General features: G+C 65.0%; 15 protein-coding genes. 9 read left to right on the top strand and 6 right to left on the bottom strand.

Annotated features, from left to right (window positions below; genetic code table 11):
* Positions 1 to 10 precede the first annotated feature (10 nt).
* The 6 genes from ACE3QM_RS08340 (at position 11) to ACE3QM_RS08315 (ending at position 6,299) form a co-directional block, all read left to right on the top strand.
* On the top strand, positions 11 to 271 hold the full coding sequence (locus tag ACE3QM_RS08340) for an FmdB family zinc ribbon protein (protein ID WP_048409258.1): 261 nt from the start codon (positions 11 to 13) through the stop codon (positions 269 to 271).
* Positions 272 to 277: 6 nt separating this feature from the next.
* Positions 278 to 946, top strand: a complete 669-nt coding sequence (locus ACE3QM_RS08335) for a DUF502 domain-containing protein (protein ID WP_048409259.1) — start codon at positions 278 to 280, stop codon at positions 944 to 946.
* An 84-nt stretch (positions 947 to 1,030) separates the two neighbouring features.
* The gene (gene aspS, locus ACE3QM_RS08330) at positions 1,031 to 2,824 is read left to right on the top strand and encodes an aspartate--tRNA ligase (RefSeq protein WP_048409260.1); all 1,794 of its coding nucleotides are present in this window, start codon (positions 1,031 to 1,033) and stop codon (positions 2,822 to 2,824) included.
* A 290-nt stretch (positions 2,825 to 3,114) separates the two neighbouring features.
* On the top strand, positions 3,115 to 3,729 hold the full coding sequence (locus tag ACE3QM_RS08325) for a peroxiredoxin (RefSeq protein WP_048409261.1): 615 nt from the start codon (positions 3,115 to 3,117) through the stop codon (positions 3,727 to 3,729).
* Positions 3,730 to 3,873: 144 nt separating this feature from the next.
* Positions 3,874 to 5,076 carry a GGDEF domain-containing protein gene (locus ACE3QM_RS08320; protein WP_231460902.1) on the top strand — a complete coding sequence of 401 codons (1,203 nt, stop codon included), beginning with the start codon at positions 3,874 to 3,876 and terminating at the stop codon, positions 5,074 to 5,076.
* The gene (locus ACE3QM_RS08315) at positions 5,073 to 6,299 is read left to right on the top strand and encodes a GGDEF domain-containing protein (RefSeq protein WP_374421368.1); all 1,227 of its coding nucleotides are present in this window, start codon (positions 5,073 to 5,075) and stop codon (positions 6,297 to 6,299) included. The genes ACE3QM_RS08320 and ACE3QM_RS08315 overlap by 4 nt, the downstream gene beginning before the upstream one ends.
* Positions 6,300 to 6,304: 5 nt before the next feature.
* Here ACE3QM_RS08315 and ACE3QM_RS08310 read toward each other — a convergent pair whose 3' ends face one another.
* Positions 6,305 to 7,552: an MFS transporter gene (locus tag ACE3QM_RS08310; RefSeq protein ID WP_231460900.1), complete on the bottom strand. Its 1,248-nt coding sequence runs from the start codon at positions 7,550 to 7,552 to the stop codon at positions 6,305 to 6,307.
* Positions 7,553 to 7,685: 133 nt separating this feature from the next.
* Positions 7,686 to 8,285, bottom strand: coding sequence for an arylesterase (locus tag ACE3QM_RS08305; protein WP_374421367.1), 600 nt, complete (start codon positions 8,283 to 8,285; stop codon positions 7,686 to 7,688).
* Between the two features lie 2 nt (positions 8,286 to 8,287).
* On the opposite strand from ACE3QM_RS08305, the gene ACE3QM_RS08300 reads away from it, so the two are divergent.
* From ACE3QM_RS08300 to ACE3QM_RS08290, 3 genes are read left to right on the top strand one after another with little or no spacing between them, the layout of a single operon-like run.
* Positions 8,288 to 8,980, top strand: coding sequence for an ABC transporter ATP-binding protein (locus ACE3QM_RS08300; protein WP_048409264.1), 693 nt, complete (start codon positions 8,288 to 8,290; stop codon positions 8,978 to 8,980).
* Positions 8,977 to 11,469: an ABC transporter permease gene (locus ACE3QM_RS08295; RefSeq protein WP_374421366.1), complete on the top strand. Its 2,493-nt coding sequence runs from the start codon at positions 8,977 to 8,979 to the stop codon at positions 11,467 to 11,469. The genes ACE3QM_RS08300 and ACE3QM_RS08295 overlap by 4 nt, the downstream gene beginning before the upstream one ends.
* A gap of 54 nt (positions 11,470 to 11,523) precedes the next feature.
* On the top strand, positions 11,524 to 12,048 hold the full coding sequence (locus tag ACE3QM_RS08290; RefSeq protein WP_231460897.1) for a DUF2946 family protein: 525 nt from the start codon (positions 11,524 to 11,526) through the stop codon (positions 12,046 to 12,048).
* Positions 12,049 to 12,111: 63 nt separating this feature from the next.
* Here ACE3QM_RS08290 and ACE3QM_RS08285 read toward each other — a convergent pair whose 3' ends face one another.
* The 4 genes from ACE3QM_RS08285 to ACE3QM_RS08270 form a co-directional block, all read right to left on the bottom strand.
* On the bottom strand, positions 12,112 to 13,383 hold the full coding sequence (locus ACE3QM_RS08285; protein ID WP_374421365.1) for a CynX/NimT family MFS transporter: 1,272 nt from the start codon (positions 13,381 to 13,383) through the stop codon (positions 12,112 to 12,114).
* Positions 13,384 to 13,454: 71 nt separating this feature from the next.
* Positions 13,455 to 14,153 carry a FadR/GntR family transcriptional regulator gene (locus tag ACE3QM_RS08280; RefSeq protein ID WP_374421364.1) on the bottom strand — a complete coding sequence of 233 codons (699 nt, stop codon included), beginning with the start codon at positions 14,151 to 14,153 and terminating at the stop codon, positions 13,455 to 13,457.
* 93 nt (positions 14,154 to 14,246) lie between these two features.
* On the bottom strand, positions 14,247 to 15,725 hold the full coding sequence (gene fliD, locus ACE3QM_RS08275) for a flagellar filament capping protein FliD (RefSeq protein WP_374421363.1): 1,479 nt from the start codon (positions 15,723 to 15,725) through the stop codon (positions 14,247 to 14,249).
* Between the two features lie 170 nt (positions 15,726 to 15,895).
* The gene (locus ACE3QM_RS08270; RefSeq protein ID WP_048409269.1) at positions 15,896 to 16,159 is read right to left on the bottom strand and encodes a hypothetical protein; all 264 of its coding nucleotides are present in this window, start codon (positions 16,157 to 16,159) and stop codon (positions 15,896 to 15,898) included.
* Positions 16,160 to 16,277: the final 118 nt, after the last annotated feature.

Raw genomic sequence — 16,277 nt, 5'->3', positions numbered from 1 at the left:
AAGCAAAGCTATGCCAATCTACGAATACCGTTGCGGCGCCTGCGGCGTCGCCAAAGAGCACCTGCAAAAACTCAGCGACGAGCCGATCGCGCAATGCCCGGCCTGTGGCAGCGCCGAATACCGCAAGCAGCTGTCGGCCGCCGGCTTCCAGCTGAAGGGTTCCGGCTGGTACGCCACCGACTTCAAGGGCGGCGCGTCCAGCGGCTCGTCCTCCGCGTCTTCTGACAGCGGCGGCGGTCATAGCTGCGGCACTGGCTGTGGGTGCGCGTAAACCCCGATGACGCCGCAAATAAAAATGACGCTGAAGGGCTACCTGGTCACTGGCTTGCTGGTGTGGCTGCCCTTGGCCGTGACCTTGTGGGTGCTGAACCTGATCGTCACCTCGCTGGACCAGACGCTGAACCTGCTGCCGCAGGAATGGCAGCCCGAGGCCTTGCTTGGCTTCCACTTGCCCGGCCTGGGCGTGGTGCTGTCGGTGCTGATTCTGTTGGGCACCGGCATGTTGGCCGCCAATGTGCTGGGCCAGCGTGTGCTGGACATGTGGGACGCGCTGCTGTCGCGCATCCCGGTGGTGAAGAGCATCTACAACAGCGTCAAGCAAGTCAGCGACACGCTGCTGTCCGACTCCGGCCAGGCCTTCAAGAAGGCGCTGCTGGTGCAGTTTCCCCATTCCGGCATGTGGACGGTGGCGTTTCAGACCGGCCCGCTGCCTGATGTCGTGTCCGCATCCTTGTCCGACGACGAGTTCATCGGCGTTTACGTGCCCACCATCCCTAACCCGACTTCGGGTTATTTCGTGATGGTGGCCAAGAAGGACACCCGCGAATTGAACATGAGCGTGGACGAAGCGTTGAAATACGCGATTTCCATGGGCATGGTGGCGCCTAACCCGCCGCCGGCCGCTCAGCGTCCGCGCCTGAACGACGAACATAATCGACAGGGCTAGGCCGCCACCCTGTCTAGCCCATAAAGCCTTCTTTTCCCCCTGGCGGGGATACCTCAGCGAATTTGAATAAAAGGGTTTACCCAAATGCGAACCGACTATTGCGGACTTATTGACAAAAAATACCTGGGTCAGACCGTGACCGTGAAGGGCTGGGCTCACCGCCGCCGCGACCATGGCGGCGTGATCTTCATCGACCTGCGCGACCGCGAAGGCCTGGTGCAGGTGGTGATCGATCCGGACACCCCGGAAGCGTTCCAACTGGCCGACAGCAGCCGCGGCGAATACGTGCTGTCCATCACCGGCATCGTGCGCGAGCGTCCGGCCGGCACCGCCAACAGCAAGATGATTTCCGGCGAGATCGAAATCCTGGCCAAGGAAATCGAAATCCTCAACGCCGCCGCCACGCCGCCGTTCCAGATCGACGACGAGAACCTGTCCGAGAACGTGCGTCTGACCAACCGCGTGATCGATCTGCGCCGCCCGGCGATGCAGAAAAACCTGCGTCTGCGCTACAAGGTGGCGATGGGCGTGCGCAACCATCTGGACAAGCAGGGCTTCATCGACATTGAAACCCCGATGCTGACCCGCTCCACGCCGGAAGGCGCGCGCGATTACCTGGTGCCGTCCCGCGTGCACCCGGGCGAATTCTTCGCGCTGCCGCAATCGCCGCAGCTGTTCAAGCAATTGCTGATGGTGGCCGGCTTCGACCGCTACTACCAGATCACCAAGTGCTTCCGCGACGAAGACCTGCGCGCCGACCGTCAGCCTGAATTCACCCAGATCGATATCGAGACCTCGTTCCTGAACGAGGACCAGATCATGGATATTACCGAGGGCATGACCAAGGAGATCTTCCGCGACGTGCTGGGCGTGGAGCTGCCGCAGTTCCCGCGCATGACTTACGCCGACGCGATGTTCTACTACGGTTCGGACAAGCCGGACATGCGCGTGGACCTGAAATTCACCGAACTGACCGATGTGATGAAGTCGGAAGAGTTCAAGGTGTTCCGCGGCGCGGCCGACATGGCCAACGGCCGCGTGGTGGCGTTGCGCGTGCCGGGCGGTTCCGGCCTCAGCCGCAAGGAAATCGACGACTACACCCAGTTCGTCAGCATCTACGGCGCCAAGGGTCTGGCCTACATCAAGGTCAACGACGCCAGCAAGCCGACCGAAGAAGGCCTGCAGTCTCCCATCGTCAAGTTCCTGTCCGCGGATGGCCTGAAAGCCATCATCGAGCGCACCGGCGCGCAAAACGGCGACATCATCTTCTTCGGCGCGGACAAGGCCAAGGTGGTGAACGAGGCCATCGGCGCGCTGCGCATCAAGATCGGTCACGAACACGGCTTGGCCAACGGCTACTTCGTCAAGGAATGGCGCCCGCTGTGGGTGGTGGACTTCCCGATGTTCGAGCACGACGAGGACGACGACCGCTGGACCGCCTGCCACCATCCGTTCACCAGCCCCAAGCAGGGCCACGAGGACCTGATGGCCACCAATCCGGGCGCCTGCCTGGCGCGCGCCTACGATATGGTGCTGAACGGCTGGGAAATCGGCGGCGGCTCCATCCGTATCCACCGCGCCGAGATCCAGGAAAAAGTGTTCGGCGCGCTGAAGATCAGCCCGGAAGAGCAGCAGAACAAGTTCGGCTTCCTGCTGGACAACCTGAAGTTCGGCGCGCCTCCGCACGGCGGCCTGGCTTTCGGCCTGGATCGTCTGGTGACGCTGATGTGCGGCGCGGAGTCCATCCGCGACGTGATCGCCTTCCCGAAAACCCAGCGCGCCCAGTGCCTGCTGACCAACGCGCCCAATGCGGTGGACGACAAGCAGCTGCGCGAACTGAACCTGCGTCTGCGCCAGAAGGCCGAGCCGTCCGCTTGATGTCGGCTTAATGCGATGCCGACGGCCGCTGCCCATGCAGCGGCCGTTTTTATTTGGCGCGGCTGGACGGCTCGGCTTGAACCTTGGGCATTCGCCCCGATCTAATAGCAGCCTTAGCTATTCTCAAGGCGCGCCCGCCGCAGCGGCATTGCAAAACTTTATCGCAACGATATGGATTTACAATTTGCCGATCCCGGCCGGGCTGATTTATAAAGCCTCGCATTCCGCCGCGTTTCCCGATGCCCGATCAGGGAAGCGCAGTCACACCAAGACCTTTAAGGAGATCCGCAATGGCCGTACTCGTTGGCAAGCAAGCCCCCTTCTTCGATGGCGCGAAAACCTTTTCCGCCGTGCTGGGCGATGGTCAGATCGTTGACAACTACTCCTTCAAGCAAGCTACCGCCGGCAAGTACGCGGTAGTGTTCTTCTACCCGCTGGACTTCACCTTCGTGTGCCCGTCCGAGCTGATCGCCTTCGATCACCGCCTGGCCGACTTCAAAGCCAAGAACGTGGAAGTGATCGGCGTGTCCATCGACAGCCAGTTCTCCCATGCCGCATGGCGCAACACCCCGGTGGAAAAAGGCGGTATCGGCCAAGTTGGCTACACCCTGGTGGGCGATATCCAGCACGAACTGTGCAAGGCCTTCGACGTTGAAGCCGAAGGCGGCGTTGCTTTCCGCGGCTCCTTCCTGATCGACCGCTCCGGCGTGGTGCAGCACCAAGTGGTGAACAACCTGCCGCTGGGCCGCAATGTGGACGAAATGCTGCGCATGGTTGACGCGCTGCAGTTCACCGAAGAGCACGGCGAAGTGTGCCCGGCCGGTTGGAACAAGGGCAAGAAGGGCATGAAGCCGAGCGCCGAAGGCGTGGCTTCCTACCTGGCGGAAAACGCCAAGGATCTGTAATCGGTATTCGGATCGAACTCGATCCGGCATACACGCCCCGCGCGCCTTGGCCCGCGGGGCTTTTTCATGCCCGGACGCGCCGGACTGGCGCTTTGCCCGCTATAACGGAAAAATAAGCCATCCGGAATTCGTCAGACGCCAGCCATGCCTCCGCCGATCAGCCAGTTGGACAGCCTCACCATGCTGCATGTCATGCGCTCGACCCACGTGGTGGTGCCGCATGCGCTGCTGGGCTCGGCGCTGCTGGCGGCGCTGGAGTGGGGCAGGACGCCGTGGCTGCCGTCGCTGCTGTGGCTGGTGGCGTTCTGGCTGTTGTTGCTGGCCCTGTGGGGCACTACCTGGCGCGCCAGCCGCTGCCCCGACCACGACGACTGGCAGATCGCCGCGCTGCACCGCCGTTTCGCCGCGCAGATCACCTGCGTCGGCGTGGGCTGGGGTCTGGCCGCTTGGGTGCTGATGCCGAGCGGGGATTTGACTTACAGCCTGATCGTGGTGTTGTGGGGGATTGCGGTCAGCGCGGTCCAGGGCGCGATGCTGTCCGCGCGGCGCGAATTGTTCTTTGGCTTCGTGCTGCCGATCTGGGGTTTGATCCTGCTGCGCCTGTTTCTGTCGCCGGAAGCGGTATTCCGCTGGGTGGGCGTTTCCGGCGCGATCTACCTGCTGGTGCTGGTGCAGTTCACCGCCAGGTTGCACCGCTTCGCCCATGAGTCCATGAGCCAGCGCGCGCAGAACACCGGCCTGTTGCGCGAACTGATGCTGGAGCAGCGCCAGCTGGAGAGCTACAACGCGATGCTGGAACAGAAGAACGTGGAGCTGGACCAGGCGGTGGAGCGCATCAGCGAACTGGCCTCGCGCGACCCGCTGACCGGCGCCTTGAACATGCGCGCGCTGATGCGGGAAATGGAGCGGCTGCTGGCGCGTTCGGAAACGCAAGGCGCGCCCTTCGCCATCGCCATCATCGATCTGGACCATTTCAAGCGCATCAACGACAGCCACGGCCATGCGCGCGGCGACGATGTGCTGCAGCAGCTGTGCGTATTGGTGCAAGAGGAATTGGCGGACGGCGAATTGTTCGGCCGCTACGGCGGCGAAGAGTTTCTGCTGCTAGCGCCGGCCTGCAACGGCGCGGAACTGAGCCGGCGCATGGAAGCGCTGCGCGGCAAGATCAGCGGCTGGGACTGGCGACGCTGGAGCGGCGATCTGCCGGTGACCTTGTCCTGCGGCGTGGCCGCCTGGCGGCCGGGAGCCGGACCGCAGGCTCTGCTGCAACAGGCGGACAAGGCGTTGTACCAGGCCAAGGAAATGGGACGAGACCGGGTTTGCCTGGCGCGGGAGGGCGAGGCATGAGGCGCTGGCTAGGCGCGCGCCCCTTTCCCTGGGAAAGCCCGCAACCGCAGCTGGAGGCGGAATTGGTGCGCCAATTTGTGTCCATGCTCAATATTTCCATCTTGCAGTCCTTTGTCGCCATTCCCTTGTTTGGTCTGCTGATGTACCGCCATGCGCCCGGCTGGCGCATCCTGTTCTGGTCGGGCTTGTTCCTGCTGATGGAGTTGCTGTTCGCGCGGCTGGCGCATCGCTTTCGCCTGCAGGCGCGGCGCCAGGAGCAGGTGTTCGCGCATTACCTGGGATTGCGGCGCTTGATGCTGTGCAGCGCCATGGTGTGGAGCATGATGATGTGGTTCATGTTTCCGGAGCAGGAGGGCGCTTATCGCATCGTCGTGGTGCTGTGGCTGGCCGGCGGTTTCGCCGCGGTCTGTCTCTTGATGGCTCCCTGTCGTGATTTGCATCTGACTTTCTTCATCGGCTATTGGGCCTATCCGCTGTACCGCTTCTATAGCGAGGGCGGCGTGCTGTACAGCGCCTTGCTGGCCGGCGCGGTGATCTTCATCCTGGTGCAATGGGAGTTTCTATCCAGTTTCAATCCGCTGCTGCGCGACACCGTGCGCCTGCGCGAACAGAATGCGGTGGTGCTGCGCCGGCTGCAGAGCGTGCACGCGGAAAGCGAGGGGAAACGGGAGTTGCTGGAGCAGCGGCGGAATATGCTGCGCCAGGCGGTGGAGCAATTGCACGCGCTGGCCGAATCCGATGTGCTGACCGGCTGTCTCAATCAGCGGGCCTTGCGCAGCCGCATGGCGGCGCTGGATCAGGACGCGGAAGCGGTGTGGAGCCTGGCAATGCTGGATCTGGATGATTTCAAGTCCATCAACGATCGCTTCGGCCACCTGGTGGGCGACCAGGTGTTGCAGCAGTCGGCGCAACATATCGCCGCCTGTCTGCAGCCGGAAATGATCTTGGCGCGCTACGGTGGCGAAGAGTTCGTGGTGCTGGCGCCGGGCCTGGCGCCGGAGCGGCTGGCGGAGACGATGGAGCGGGTGCGGCTGGTGTTGGCGGAGGCTGGTTTGGATGGCTTGCCGGCGGGGCTGGCGCAGACGGTGTCGATAGGCGTGGCTGGTCGGCCGGAGGAGGGCGGCAGCCAGCAGGCCTTGCTGCGGGCGGACGCCGCCCTGTATTCGGCCAAGCAGCAGGGGCGCAACCGGGTGCGCGTCTGGCGCGAAGACCGGCAGGCTTGAGCCCGTCAGGCTGTGGCTGTCGCGCGGGCCGGTCCCAGGATTTCACGCAACGCCGCGTGCTGGAGCAGCGCGGACACGCAGACGACGGCCGCGCACAGCCACCAGAGCGAGATGCCGCCGAAATGACCGTACAGCCAGGTGCCCAGCGCCGGCGCGAACAGGGTGCGGCCTTGCCAGATCGCGTTGTACAGGCCCAGGTAACGGCCGCGCAGCCGACCTTCGGAGCGGTGCATCACCAGCATGGTGTAACAGGGAGAAATCAGCAGCTCGCCCAAGGTCAGCGTGAACATCATCAATAGCGCCCAGACCGGGCCGACGCCGGCGGTCAGCCACAGAAAGGACAAGCCGGTCAGCAGCACGCCGGCCTGGGTGCTGGCCAGCAGGCCCCAGTCCAGGATGCGGCGGCTGATCGGGATCTGCAGCGCCACCACCATCAGCCCGTTCAGGGTGAACAGATAACCCATCCATTGCGGGCCCAGTTGATAATGCTCGCGCAGGAATAAACCCAGCGTCACATAGATCTGGTCGAATACCGCGGTCATCAGCATCAGGGCCAGCAATATGCGCAGAAAGGGAAGATCGCGCCAGGGACCGACCAGATCCGCTGCGCTGGTTTCGGCGGCTTCTGGCGTCGCCTGGTGGATGGACGCCGCGTCGTAGCGACGGTAGGCCCAGGCCAGCCAGGCGGCCGCGCTCAAGGTGGCGGCGGCGTTGGCCGCGTAGACCCAGCCATAACCGATGGCGGCCAGCGCGCCGCTGATCAGGCCGGCGATGGCGACGCCCAGATTGAAGGCCACCCGCAGCATGCCCTGCGCCACCGCGCGTTGCTGCGGCTGGCAAGGCTCCAGCGCCAGCCGCTGATTGACCGGGCGGAAGGCGCCGTCGCCGAGGCCGGACACCAGCAGCACCGGCACAAACAGCCATAAGGGAATGGCCAAGGCCAGCAGCAATAGACAGACGCCGGACGTGAACAGGAACAGGGTGGCCAGCTTGCGGCCATCGAAACGGTCGGACAGCGCGCCGCCCTTGAGCGAGCCCAATAGCGCGCCGGCGCCGTAGGCGGCCATCAGCAGGCCGATGGTGCCATAGCCCAGCTGATAGCTTTCGCGCAGATAGAGCGGCAGGAACAGCTTGGTGATGCCGCCGATATTATTGATCAAGCTGCACAGCACCTGGATGTAGACCGTGGTGGGCAAGCCGCGGTAGGGCGCTATCAGGCGTTGTGGCCAGGGTGGGCGTGGCGGACGGCTCATGGCGATTCAGGATATGATTATGCTGTTGGCTTATCTTGCTGCATCGCAATACGAAATGTCAATGTAACAAATATCCTGTGGCCCTGAGGTCAGCTCAAAGGCCGGCGAGCAAGCGCGAGACAAGGCCTGGGGCTCAGTTGAGCGGCAGCTTGGCCTTGACCGTGCGCATCATCTGAGGCTGGGCGGCGGCGATGGGATGCAAGCCGTCCGGCTGGAACTTCGACAGATCGGCCTCGAAGCCGGCCACCAGCAGCGGCACGAAGGGCAGGCGCTCGCGCTTGGCCAGCTCGGCGTAGGCGTTGCGGAACTCGGCGCCGTATTGCGGGCCATAGTTCGGGGGCAGGGCCATGCCCACCAGCAGCACCCTGGCCTTGCTTTGTTTGGCCAAGGCGATCATCTTGGACAGATTGCCGCGCATCTGCGCCAGCGGCAGGCCGCGCAGGCCGTCGTTGGCGCCCAGCTCCAGCACCACGATGTCGGGGCGATGGCGCGCCAGCGCGTCCGGCAGCCGGGCCAGCCCGCCGGCGGTGGTTTCGCCGGAGATGCTGGCATTGATGATACGGTGTTTCGTCCCCATCTCCTTGGCGAGCAGGCTGACCCAGCCCTGGCCCGGAGACAGGCCGTAGCCGGCGGACAGGCTGTCGCCGAACACCAGCACCGTGGCGGCGGAAGCCGGCTGCAGCAGCAAGCCCAGGCTGGCGGAAAGTAGAACTTTGCTTAGTATCGAGCGCATAAATGAATCCAATTGAAACCCAGGCGGTTTTGGCGGCCAGCGAACTGGCCAAGCAAGTGCATTTTCACGGTGAGCCGCTGAACATTCTGCGCAGCGCCACGCTGACCCTGTATCCAGGCGAGAGCGTGGCCATTGTCGGCGCGTCCGGTTCCGGCAAGTCTACCTTGTTGTCCTTGCTGGCGGGCCTGGATCACCCATCCGGCGGCGAAGTGGCCTTGTTCGGCCAGGCGCTGGCGGGCCTGAGCGAGGACGCGCGAGCCTTGCTGCGCAGAGACAAGGTGGGGTTCGTGTTCCAGAATTTCCAGTTGATGCCGCAATTGAGCGCGCTGGAGAACGTGATGCTGCCGCTGGAGCTGGCCGGCCGCGCCGACGCGCGCGAGGCGGCGCGCCAGATGCTGGACCGCGTCGGCCTCAGCCACCGGCTGGGCCATTACCCGCGGCATCTGTCCGGCGGCGAACAGCAGCGGGTGGCGCTGGCGCGCGCCTTCGTCATTCATCCTGGCCTGCTGTTCGCCGACGAGCCCACCGGCAATCTGGACCCGCACAGCGGCCGCCAGATCATAGACCTGCTGTTCCAGCTCAACGCCGAGCAGGGCACCGCCCTGGTGCTGGTCACCCATGACACCGAGCTGGCCAGCCGCTGCGATGCGATCTACCGGCTGGTGGAAGGCAAGCTCAACGGAGCGCGCTCATGACCTTGAGCGGCCGTTTGACCCTGGTGCTGCGCTTCATCCGCCGCGAACTGGTGTCCGGCGAACTCACCATCCTGGCCTTGGCGCTGGTGGTGGCGGTGATGGCGATGAGTAGCGTGGCCTTCTTCTCCGACCGGGTGGAGCGCGCGCTGACCACCCAGGCCACGCAGCTGCTGGCCGCCGATCTGGTGCTCAACGGCAACGCTCCGGCGCCGGAGTCCATCCGCCGCGAGGCGGAAAAGCGCGGCTTGCGGCTGGCCGACAATATCAGTTTTCCCTCCATGGTGTTCGCCGGCGGGCAGGCGACGCTGGCCACGTATAAGGCGGTCAGCGACAGCTATCCGCTGCGCGGCGAAGTCAGCGTGCGCCTGGCCGATGGCCGCGTCGAAACCGGCCGCCTGCGACCGGCCGCGGGCAGCGCCTGGGCCGACGCCCGCCTGATGCGGCGCTTGAAGCTGAAGCTGGGCGACACCCTGGGCGTAGGCGGCGCGCAATTGCGCCTGGCTGGCGAAATCATCCGCGAGCCGGACGGGGCGATGGACTTGTACAACTTCGTGCCGCGGCTGATGTTCAACCGCGCCGACCTGGCCGCCACCGGCTTGATCCAGGAAGGCAGCCGCGCGCGCTGGCGCCTGATGTTCGCTGGGGACGACCGCGGCGTCGCCGACTTCCGCCAATGGCTGGACAAGGCCAAGCCCAAGGACGCGCGGCTGGAAAACGTGGAGGAAGCCAGGCCGGAAGTACGCACCGCGCTGGAGCGCGCCCGGCGTTTCCTCGGCCTGACCGCGATGCTGACGGTGGCGCTGGCGGCGTCGGCGGTGGCGCTGGTGGTGCGCCGTTATCTGGCGCGTCACTGGCAGCAAGTGGCGGTGCTACGCTGCCTGGGGCTGACCGCGGGTGAGGTGTGGGGCTTGTTTGTCAGCCTGTTCCTGCTGCTGGGCCTGCTGGCCGGCGCGGTGGGCACCGCCGGCGGTTTCGGCGTGCAACTGGCGCTGATGCGGCTGGCCAGCGGCTATGTCGGCGAAATCCTGCCCGACCCGGGCTGGCTGACCTGGCTGGTCGGGCCGCTGGCCTCGCTGGTGCTGCTGGCCGGCCTGGCCTTGCCGCCCCTGATGGGCATACGCGATGTGCCGCCGGCGGCGGTGCTGCGCGATGAATTGGAACCCACGCGCCAGAGCGTGCTGGCGCCCTTGCTGGCGCTGGTGGCCTTGCTGGGCCTGGCCGCCTGGCAAGTGGGCGACCTGGCGGTGGCGGGCTGGCTGCTGGCCGGCATGCTGGGCTTTTTCGCCGCCGTCGGCGCATTGGCGCTGGGCGTGGTCTACCTGATGCGGAGGCTGCCGCGTGGCCGCCGAGTGGGCTGGCGTTTCGGCATCGCCAATATCGCGCGCCGACACTGGCTGGCGGTGATCCAGATCGTGTCCCTGTCGGTGGGCCTGATGGCGCTGCTGACGCTGACCATTGTGCGTGACGATCTGATCGGCGCCTGGCAGCGCAGCGTGCCGGCGGATGCGCCGAACAAGTTCGTCATCAATATCCAGCGCAATCAGCTGGACGGCGTGCGCAATGCGTTCGCCTCGGAAGGGAGGGCGATGCCGGAGCTGGCGCCGATGGTGCGGGCGCGGCTGATCGCCATCAATGAACAACCGGTGCAGCCATCGGCCTACGAGGACGAGCGCGCGCGACGCTTGGCCGAACGCGAGTTCAACCTGTCCTGGCGCGACGAGCTGCCGCCGGGCAATAAACTGGTGGCCGGCCAATGGTGGCCGCAACAGAAGCGGATCAAGCCGCAGTTCTCCGTGGAGCGCGGGCTGGCGGATACGCTGGGCATCAAGCTGGGCGACACGCTGGCCTTCGATCTGGCTGGCACCACTTATCGCGCCAAGGTGACCAGCTTGCGCGAAGTGCCGTGGGACAGTTTCCGCGTCAACTTCTTCGTGATCGGCACGCCGGGCCAATTCAGCCAGCAGCCGGCCAGCTGGATCACCAGTTTCCGGCTGGACCCGGCGGACGAGGACTTCGTCAACCGGCTGGTGGGCGAGTTTCCCAATCTGACCGTGATCGACGTCGGCGCCATCCTGAGCGAGGTGCGGGCGATGATGGACAAGCTGGCGCGCGGCATCGAGGCGATGTTCGGCCTGGCGCTGGCCGCCGGCGTGCTGGTGTTGTGGGCGTCGCTGGCCGCCACGCGCGACGAGCGGCTGTTCGATGTCGGCCTGATGCGGGCGCTGGGCGCGTCGCGGCGGCAGGTGCGCAGCGTGGTGCTGGCGGAGCTGGCCTGGCTGGGCGCTTTTTCCGGCCTGCTGGCGGCCTTGGGCGCGATGGGCATAGGCGCTTTGGCATCGGTCAAATTATTCAATCTGCCCTTGGTGTTCAATCCATGGTTGTTGCCGGCCGGGGTGCTGTGCGGCGCACTGGTGGTGGTGGTGGCCGGCTGGCCCTTGGTGGGGAGGGTCACCCGCACCTCGCCGATGGCGGTGTTGAGAGCGATCTGATTTAGTGGTCAAAGCTGAGAATCAAGCGGGAGCAAACCCGCAAGGAGACGCATGATGGATGCGATAGTACAGGCGGCAATGGCCAAGTGGCCGAATGTGCCGGCGGTGTTCGGCTGGCTGCGGCTGGATGCGCGCGGCCAGTGGTGGATCAAGGACGAACGTCTGCAACACGAGGCGATGGTGGAGTTTTTCGGCCGCAACTACAGCCGCGACGGACTGGGGCGCTGTTATGTGCAGAATGGGCCGCAGAAAGTCTATGTGACGCTGGACGCGGCGCCGCTGGTGGCGCGGCGCACGCCATCGGGCTGGAGCACGCTGCCCTACGACGACGACGTGCCGGCGCGCGCCGCCTGGTTGACGCCGGAAGGCATGCTGCTGATCGAGATCGGCGGCGAACTGGCGGCGGTGGACGACCGCGATCTGGCCGCGGTGCTGGATGAGGGCGCGCCGGGATGGAATGGCGAGATGGCCTCGCTGCCGGCGCGCTTGGCCTTGGGCAAGGCGATGATTCCGCTGGGGCAGGCCAGCCTGCCGGATCTGTGGCAGCGCTACGGCATCATCGGCCGGCCCAAGGGCTGAGCCTGGCCGTCAAGCACAAAGAAACCCCGGGGCGCGCCCCGGGGTTTTTTGTCGCCAGTTGGTTTATAGCGGGCGGGATTCCACCTGCACCAGGCGCTTGCGTCCGGCCAGCATGCCCATCGCGCAGGTGGCGGTGGAAATCAGCAGGAACAGCAGGCCCAGCGGCCACAGGCTGTGGGTCTGGTCGCGGATCAGGCCCACGCTGAGCGGGCCGAGCGAGGCCAGCGCATAGCCGACGCCCTGGGCCATGCCGGACAGGTGGGCGGCGACATGGGGATCCGGCGAGCGCAGCGCCAGCAGGCTCAGCGCCATGCTGAACAGGCCACCCTGGCCCAGGCCCAGCAGCACCGCCCAGAGCAGCAGGCTGTCGGTGGGAGCGAACAACATGCCCAACAGGCCGCTGAGCACCAGCGCCACGGTGGCGGCGATAGGCGGGCGCTGGTCGCGGCAATGCTGACCCAATGCCGGCACCAGCAGCGAGGAGGCCACTTGCACCATGATGGAAATGGACAGCAGTAGGCCGGCGTGCAGCGGCGTTTCGCCGCGGTCTATCAGGATGGACGGCAGCCAGCCGAACACGATGTAAGCCATGGACGACTGCAAGCCCATGAACAGCGTCACCTGCCAGGCCAGCGGGTCGCGCAGCAGGCCGCGCACCAGCCATTGGCCGTGGTGGGCCGCTTGTTGTTTCCGCGTCTGCGGCCACCAGGCCAGCAAGGCCAGCAGCGCCGGCGTCGCCCAGATCGCCAGCGCGCCCTGCCAGCTGTCGCCCATCCAGTGCATCGCCGGCACGGTCAGGCCGGCGGCCAGCGCCGCGCCCAGGCATAGCGCCATGGTGTAGACCCCGGTCATCAGGCTGACCTGACGCGGAAAGTCGCGCTTGACGATGCCGGGCAGCAGCACGCCGATGATGCCTATGCTGGCGCCGGCAAGCGCCGAACCGGCGAACAGGCCGAATTGGCCGAACTGGGTGCGCAGCAGGATGCCCAGCGCCAGTGTCACCAGGATTAGCGCGATGGTCTTTTCGCTGCCCCAGCGGCGGGCCAGCCGCGGCGCCAGCGGGCCGAACAGGCCCAGGCAAGCGACCGGCAGCGTGGTGAGCAAGCCGGCCATCATGCCGCTGAGCCCGCGGCTGGCGGCGACATCGCCCAGCACCGGGGACAGGCTGGACAGCGCCGGGCGCAGATTGATGCCAACCAGCATCAGGCCCAGCAGCAACAGCCAAGGCCGGCTTGGCGCGGGGTTCTGGCCTTGCACGCCGGCGTCGTCGATCTCGGCGTCGATCAGCGTGTCTTCGACCGGCAGGTGATCCGGCATGGATTTGGGTGTGGACATGGGTTTTCCTTCTGCGCTTTTGTTGTTGTCGGAGCCGGCTCCCCGCGCCTGGGGGCCGGCTCGAATCAGGCTCAAATGGTGCTGGGACGATCCAGCAAGCGGTCCAGCGCCTCCAGCAAGGGACGGGTAATGGCGGCGGCGGCTTGCCCGGCTTCATCTGGCCGCCGCTGGCGGATGGCTTCGTAAATGGCCTGGTGGGCGGCGAGGTCGGGGTCCGGCAGCGCCTCGTCGAGGATGGACTGCTGCACATGCTGGCGCACCGCGCGCGAAAAATAGGCGTAGAGCTCGGCCAAGGCCTGGTTGCCGCTGGCGTTGGCGATGGCGAGATGAAACGCCAGGTCGCGCTCGATGAAGGCTTCCAGCGGCTCCTGCGGCATGCGTTCTCCGCGCTCTGCCAATGCGTCCGCTATCGCGCCGAGGTCCGCTTCCGGGCAGCGGCTGGCGGCCAGCCGCGCGGCGGCTTCCTCCAGCATGCAACGCACTTCCAGATGTTCGCGCAGGCTGGCGCGGCTGATGGCGCGCATCGCGTCGCCGGGGTTTACGGTGGCGCGCACATAACTGCCATCGCCCTGGCGCACTTCCAGCAGCCCGGCATACAGCAGCACCCGCACCGCTTCGCGCACGGTGTTGCGGCTGACGCCCAGTTGTTCGGCCAGCTCCGGTTCGGTGGGAATGCGCGCACCCAATGGCCAATCGCCGTCGGCCAGCCGTTTGGCGATGTTCTCCACCGCGATATCGACCAGCGAGCGTTTGTAAGGTGAGGCCGTCATGGCTCGCTCCTTATTCATCCAATCATCCGATGAATTTTAGCGAGACAATACTGGCTAGGCAATGCCGATGTGAAAGTAAATAGCGGATATCAATCAGGCATAAGTGGAAATGCCGTTGCCGCTGCTATTGCCGGGCAGGCCCAGGCCGTTGTTCAGAATCTGGGCGTTGATGGCATAGGGCGCGCCCAGCGAATACACCATCGCGTACAGCGACAGCGCGGTGATCTGCTGCGCGCTCAACTGGATGGTGCCGCTCTGGCCGGAAGTCAGCGATGCCAGATTGGAGGGGATGGTGTTGGACGTGGGCGTGGCGGATTGGCCGAGTTGCTGGCTGATCTGCATTTTCTGCAAGGCGGTCAGCGTCAGCGGAATGGTGCCGTTGCCATAGGAGGCGTAGCTATTGGCCAGCCAGTTCAGCGCGCGCGCGGAGGCATAGAGCAGATTGGCCGTGCCTTGGGAGTCGCCGCTATAGGCGCTTTGCAGGCTGCTGGCGTTGAAGCTCAGGCTGCCCATCTGGCCGAACTGCTGCGGGTACTGGAAGCTGAGGCCGATCTGGTTCAGATTGCTTAGCAAGGAGTTGCCGTTGCTATAGCTGGCGGTGGCCTGTTGATTCAGGCTGACCGCCACCTGTTTGGCGATGGGATCGTTGGACAACAGGCCGCCGCGGATCAGCAGCGCGTTCAGGCTGCCTTGCAGCGTGTTGTAGGCGTCGGCCAGCGATTGCGCGTGATCGTTGAGGCCGCTCAGATCGATATTGACCGCGACATTGGTGCTGCCGGTGGACAGCAGGTTCATCGACACCGAGGAGCCCAGCGTGATGCCGCTATTATTGGCGCTGGAACCGGAGGCGCCATTGATCAGGAAGTTGGCGTTTTGCGCCGCCTGGGTCTGGTTCAGGTTCTGGCCGCTGCCCACTGCCTGGGTCTGGTCGAAGGCCAGCCGCGACAAACCGTTCTGATCGGTGTTGTTGCCGTCGTTGTCGCTGACCAGGATCTGGAAGTTGTTGCTGGCGCCGGTTTCGGCGGAACTGACTTGCAATTGGTAGTTGCCGGCGGCGTTTTGCACGATATTGGCCACCACGCCGATGCCGGCGCCATTGATCGCGCCGGCGATGCTGGACAGGGTACCGTTGCTGATGGACAGCGTGGCCGAGCCGTTGGAGGTGAAGCTGGTGGCGGAGGTGGGCGAGGTGTAGGCGTAGCTGCCGGTCTTGATGGTCAGGCTGCCACTGCCCACGACGCTGCTATTGGTGTCCGGTAGCGAAAAGGTGGAGAGCGCGCTTTGCGCCTGCGCCAATTGCGACACCGACACGCTGTAGTTGCCGTTTTGCGCGCCGGCGGCGGCGGAAACGCTGGCGACCGACGGATTGCTGCTGGTGGCGCTGATGGAGTTGCTGATCGAGTAGGGCGAGTAAATCTGCTGCAGGCTGGTCTGGAAGATATTGAGGCTGGACAGCAATTGGCCCAGGCCGGAGATCAGCACCACATTGGGATCGGTGCTGGCGCTCTGGGTGCTGGACGCGCCGTTGATCAGCGGCACGATGGGCGAGCTGGCGCCCAATAAACCACTCAAGCTTTGGCTGTTATTGCCGAAAAGCGATAACAGCGGATTGTAATTCCCAAGGATAGTGTTTGCCATGGCTCACCTGCTGAATCCCTGTTGCCACCTCTCAGTGTAGGCGATCAATCAGGGATTTGCCGGCAAGCGGGCTGTACCGGCGGCCAGGCCGCCGGCTAGCGGGATTACTTGGCCGGAGCCGCGTCCTTCACGCACTTCTTCACGAAGCTGCTCTTGGCCGCGCCGGCGAGTTTCTTGTCGGCGGCCTTGGCGTCGCAGGTCTTCTGGGCATTGGCGGCGGCGCTGTCCTTCTCGCATTTCTTCAGGAAGCTGGTCTTGGCGGCGCCGGACAGTTTTTTCTCGGCGGCCTTGGCATCGCAGGCGGCGTCGGCCAGGGCGAGGTTGGCGGAGGTCAGGGCCAGAACGGCGATCATCAGGTATTTGCGCATGGTTCATCCTTGTGAGGGTTGGCAGGCCCATGACGGGCGTGGAAAACGATACTCCAAGTCATGGCGCATGAAAACAGCATTTTGTTGACGCTATGTAACGGTTTGCATCGACAGATAT

The organism is Chromobacterium sp., assembly GCF_041912965.1.
Taxonomy (GTDB): domain Bacteria; phylum Pseudomonadota; class Gammaproteobacteria; order Burkholderiales; family Chromobacteriaceae; genus Chromobacterium; species Chromobacterium aquaticum.
This window is presented reverse-complemented; position numbering and strand designations above follow the sequence as displayed.

Coding starts and splice junctions, on each gene's coding strand:
- ACE3QM_RS08285 (WP_374421365.1), bottom strand. CDS start 13,383: ATGTCCACACCCAAATCCATGCCGGATCACCTGCCGGTCGAAGACACG.
- ACE3QM_RS08310 (WP_231460900.1), bottom strand. CDS start 7,552: ATGAGCCGTCCGCCACGCCCACCCTGGCCACAACGCCTGATAGCGCCC.
- ACE3QM_RS08315 (WP_374421368.1), top strand. CDS start 5,073: ATGAGGCGCTGGCTAGGCGCGCGCCCCTTTCCCTGGGAAAGCCCGCAA.
- ACE3QM_RS08340 (WP_048409258.1), top strand. CDS start 11: ATGCCAATCTACGAATACCGTTGCGGCGCCTGCGGCGTCGCCAAAGAG.
- ACE3QM_RS08270 (WP_048409269.1), bottom strand. CDS start 16,159: ATGCGCAAATACCTGATGATCGCCGTTCTGGCCCTGACCTCCGCCAAC.
- ACE3QM_RS08320 (WP_231460902.1), top strand. CDS start 3,874: ATGCCTCCGCCGATCAGCCAGTTGGACAGCCTCACCATGCTGCATGTC.
- ACE3QM_RS08300 (WP_048409264.1), top strand. CDS start 8,288: ATGAATCCAATTGAAACCCAGGCGGTTTTGGCGGCCAGCGAACTGGCC.
- aspS (WP_048409260.1), top strand. CDS start 1,031: ATGCGAACCGACTATTGCGGACTTATTGACAAAAAATACCTGGGTCAG.
- ACE3QM_RS08295 (WP_374421366.1), top strand. CDS start 8,977: ATGACCTTGAGCGGCCGTTTGACCCTGGTGCTGCGCTTCATCCGCCGC.
- ACE3QM_RS08280 (WP_374421364.1), bottom strand. CDS start 14,153: ATGACGGCCTCACCTTACAAACGCTCGCTGGTCGATATCGCGGTGGAG.
- ACE3QM_RS08290 (WP_231460897.1), top strand. CDS start 11,524: ATGGATGCGATAGTACAGGCGGCAATGGCCAAGTGGCCGAATGTGCCG.
- ACE3QM_RS08335 (WP_048409259.1), top strand. CDS start 278: ATGACGCCGCAAATAAAAATGACGCTGAAGGGCTACCTGGTCACTGGC.
- ACE3QM_RS08305 (WP_374421367.1), bottom strand. CDS start 8,285: ATGCGCTCGATACTAAGCAAAGTTCTACTTTCCGCCAGCCTGGGCTTG.
- ACE3QM_RS08325 (WP_048409261.1), top strand. CDS start 3,115: ATGGCCGTACTCGTTGGCAAGCAAGCCCCCTTCTTCGATGGCGCGAAA.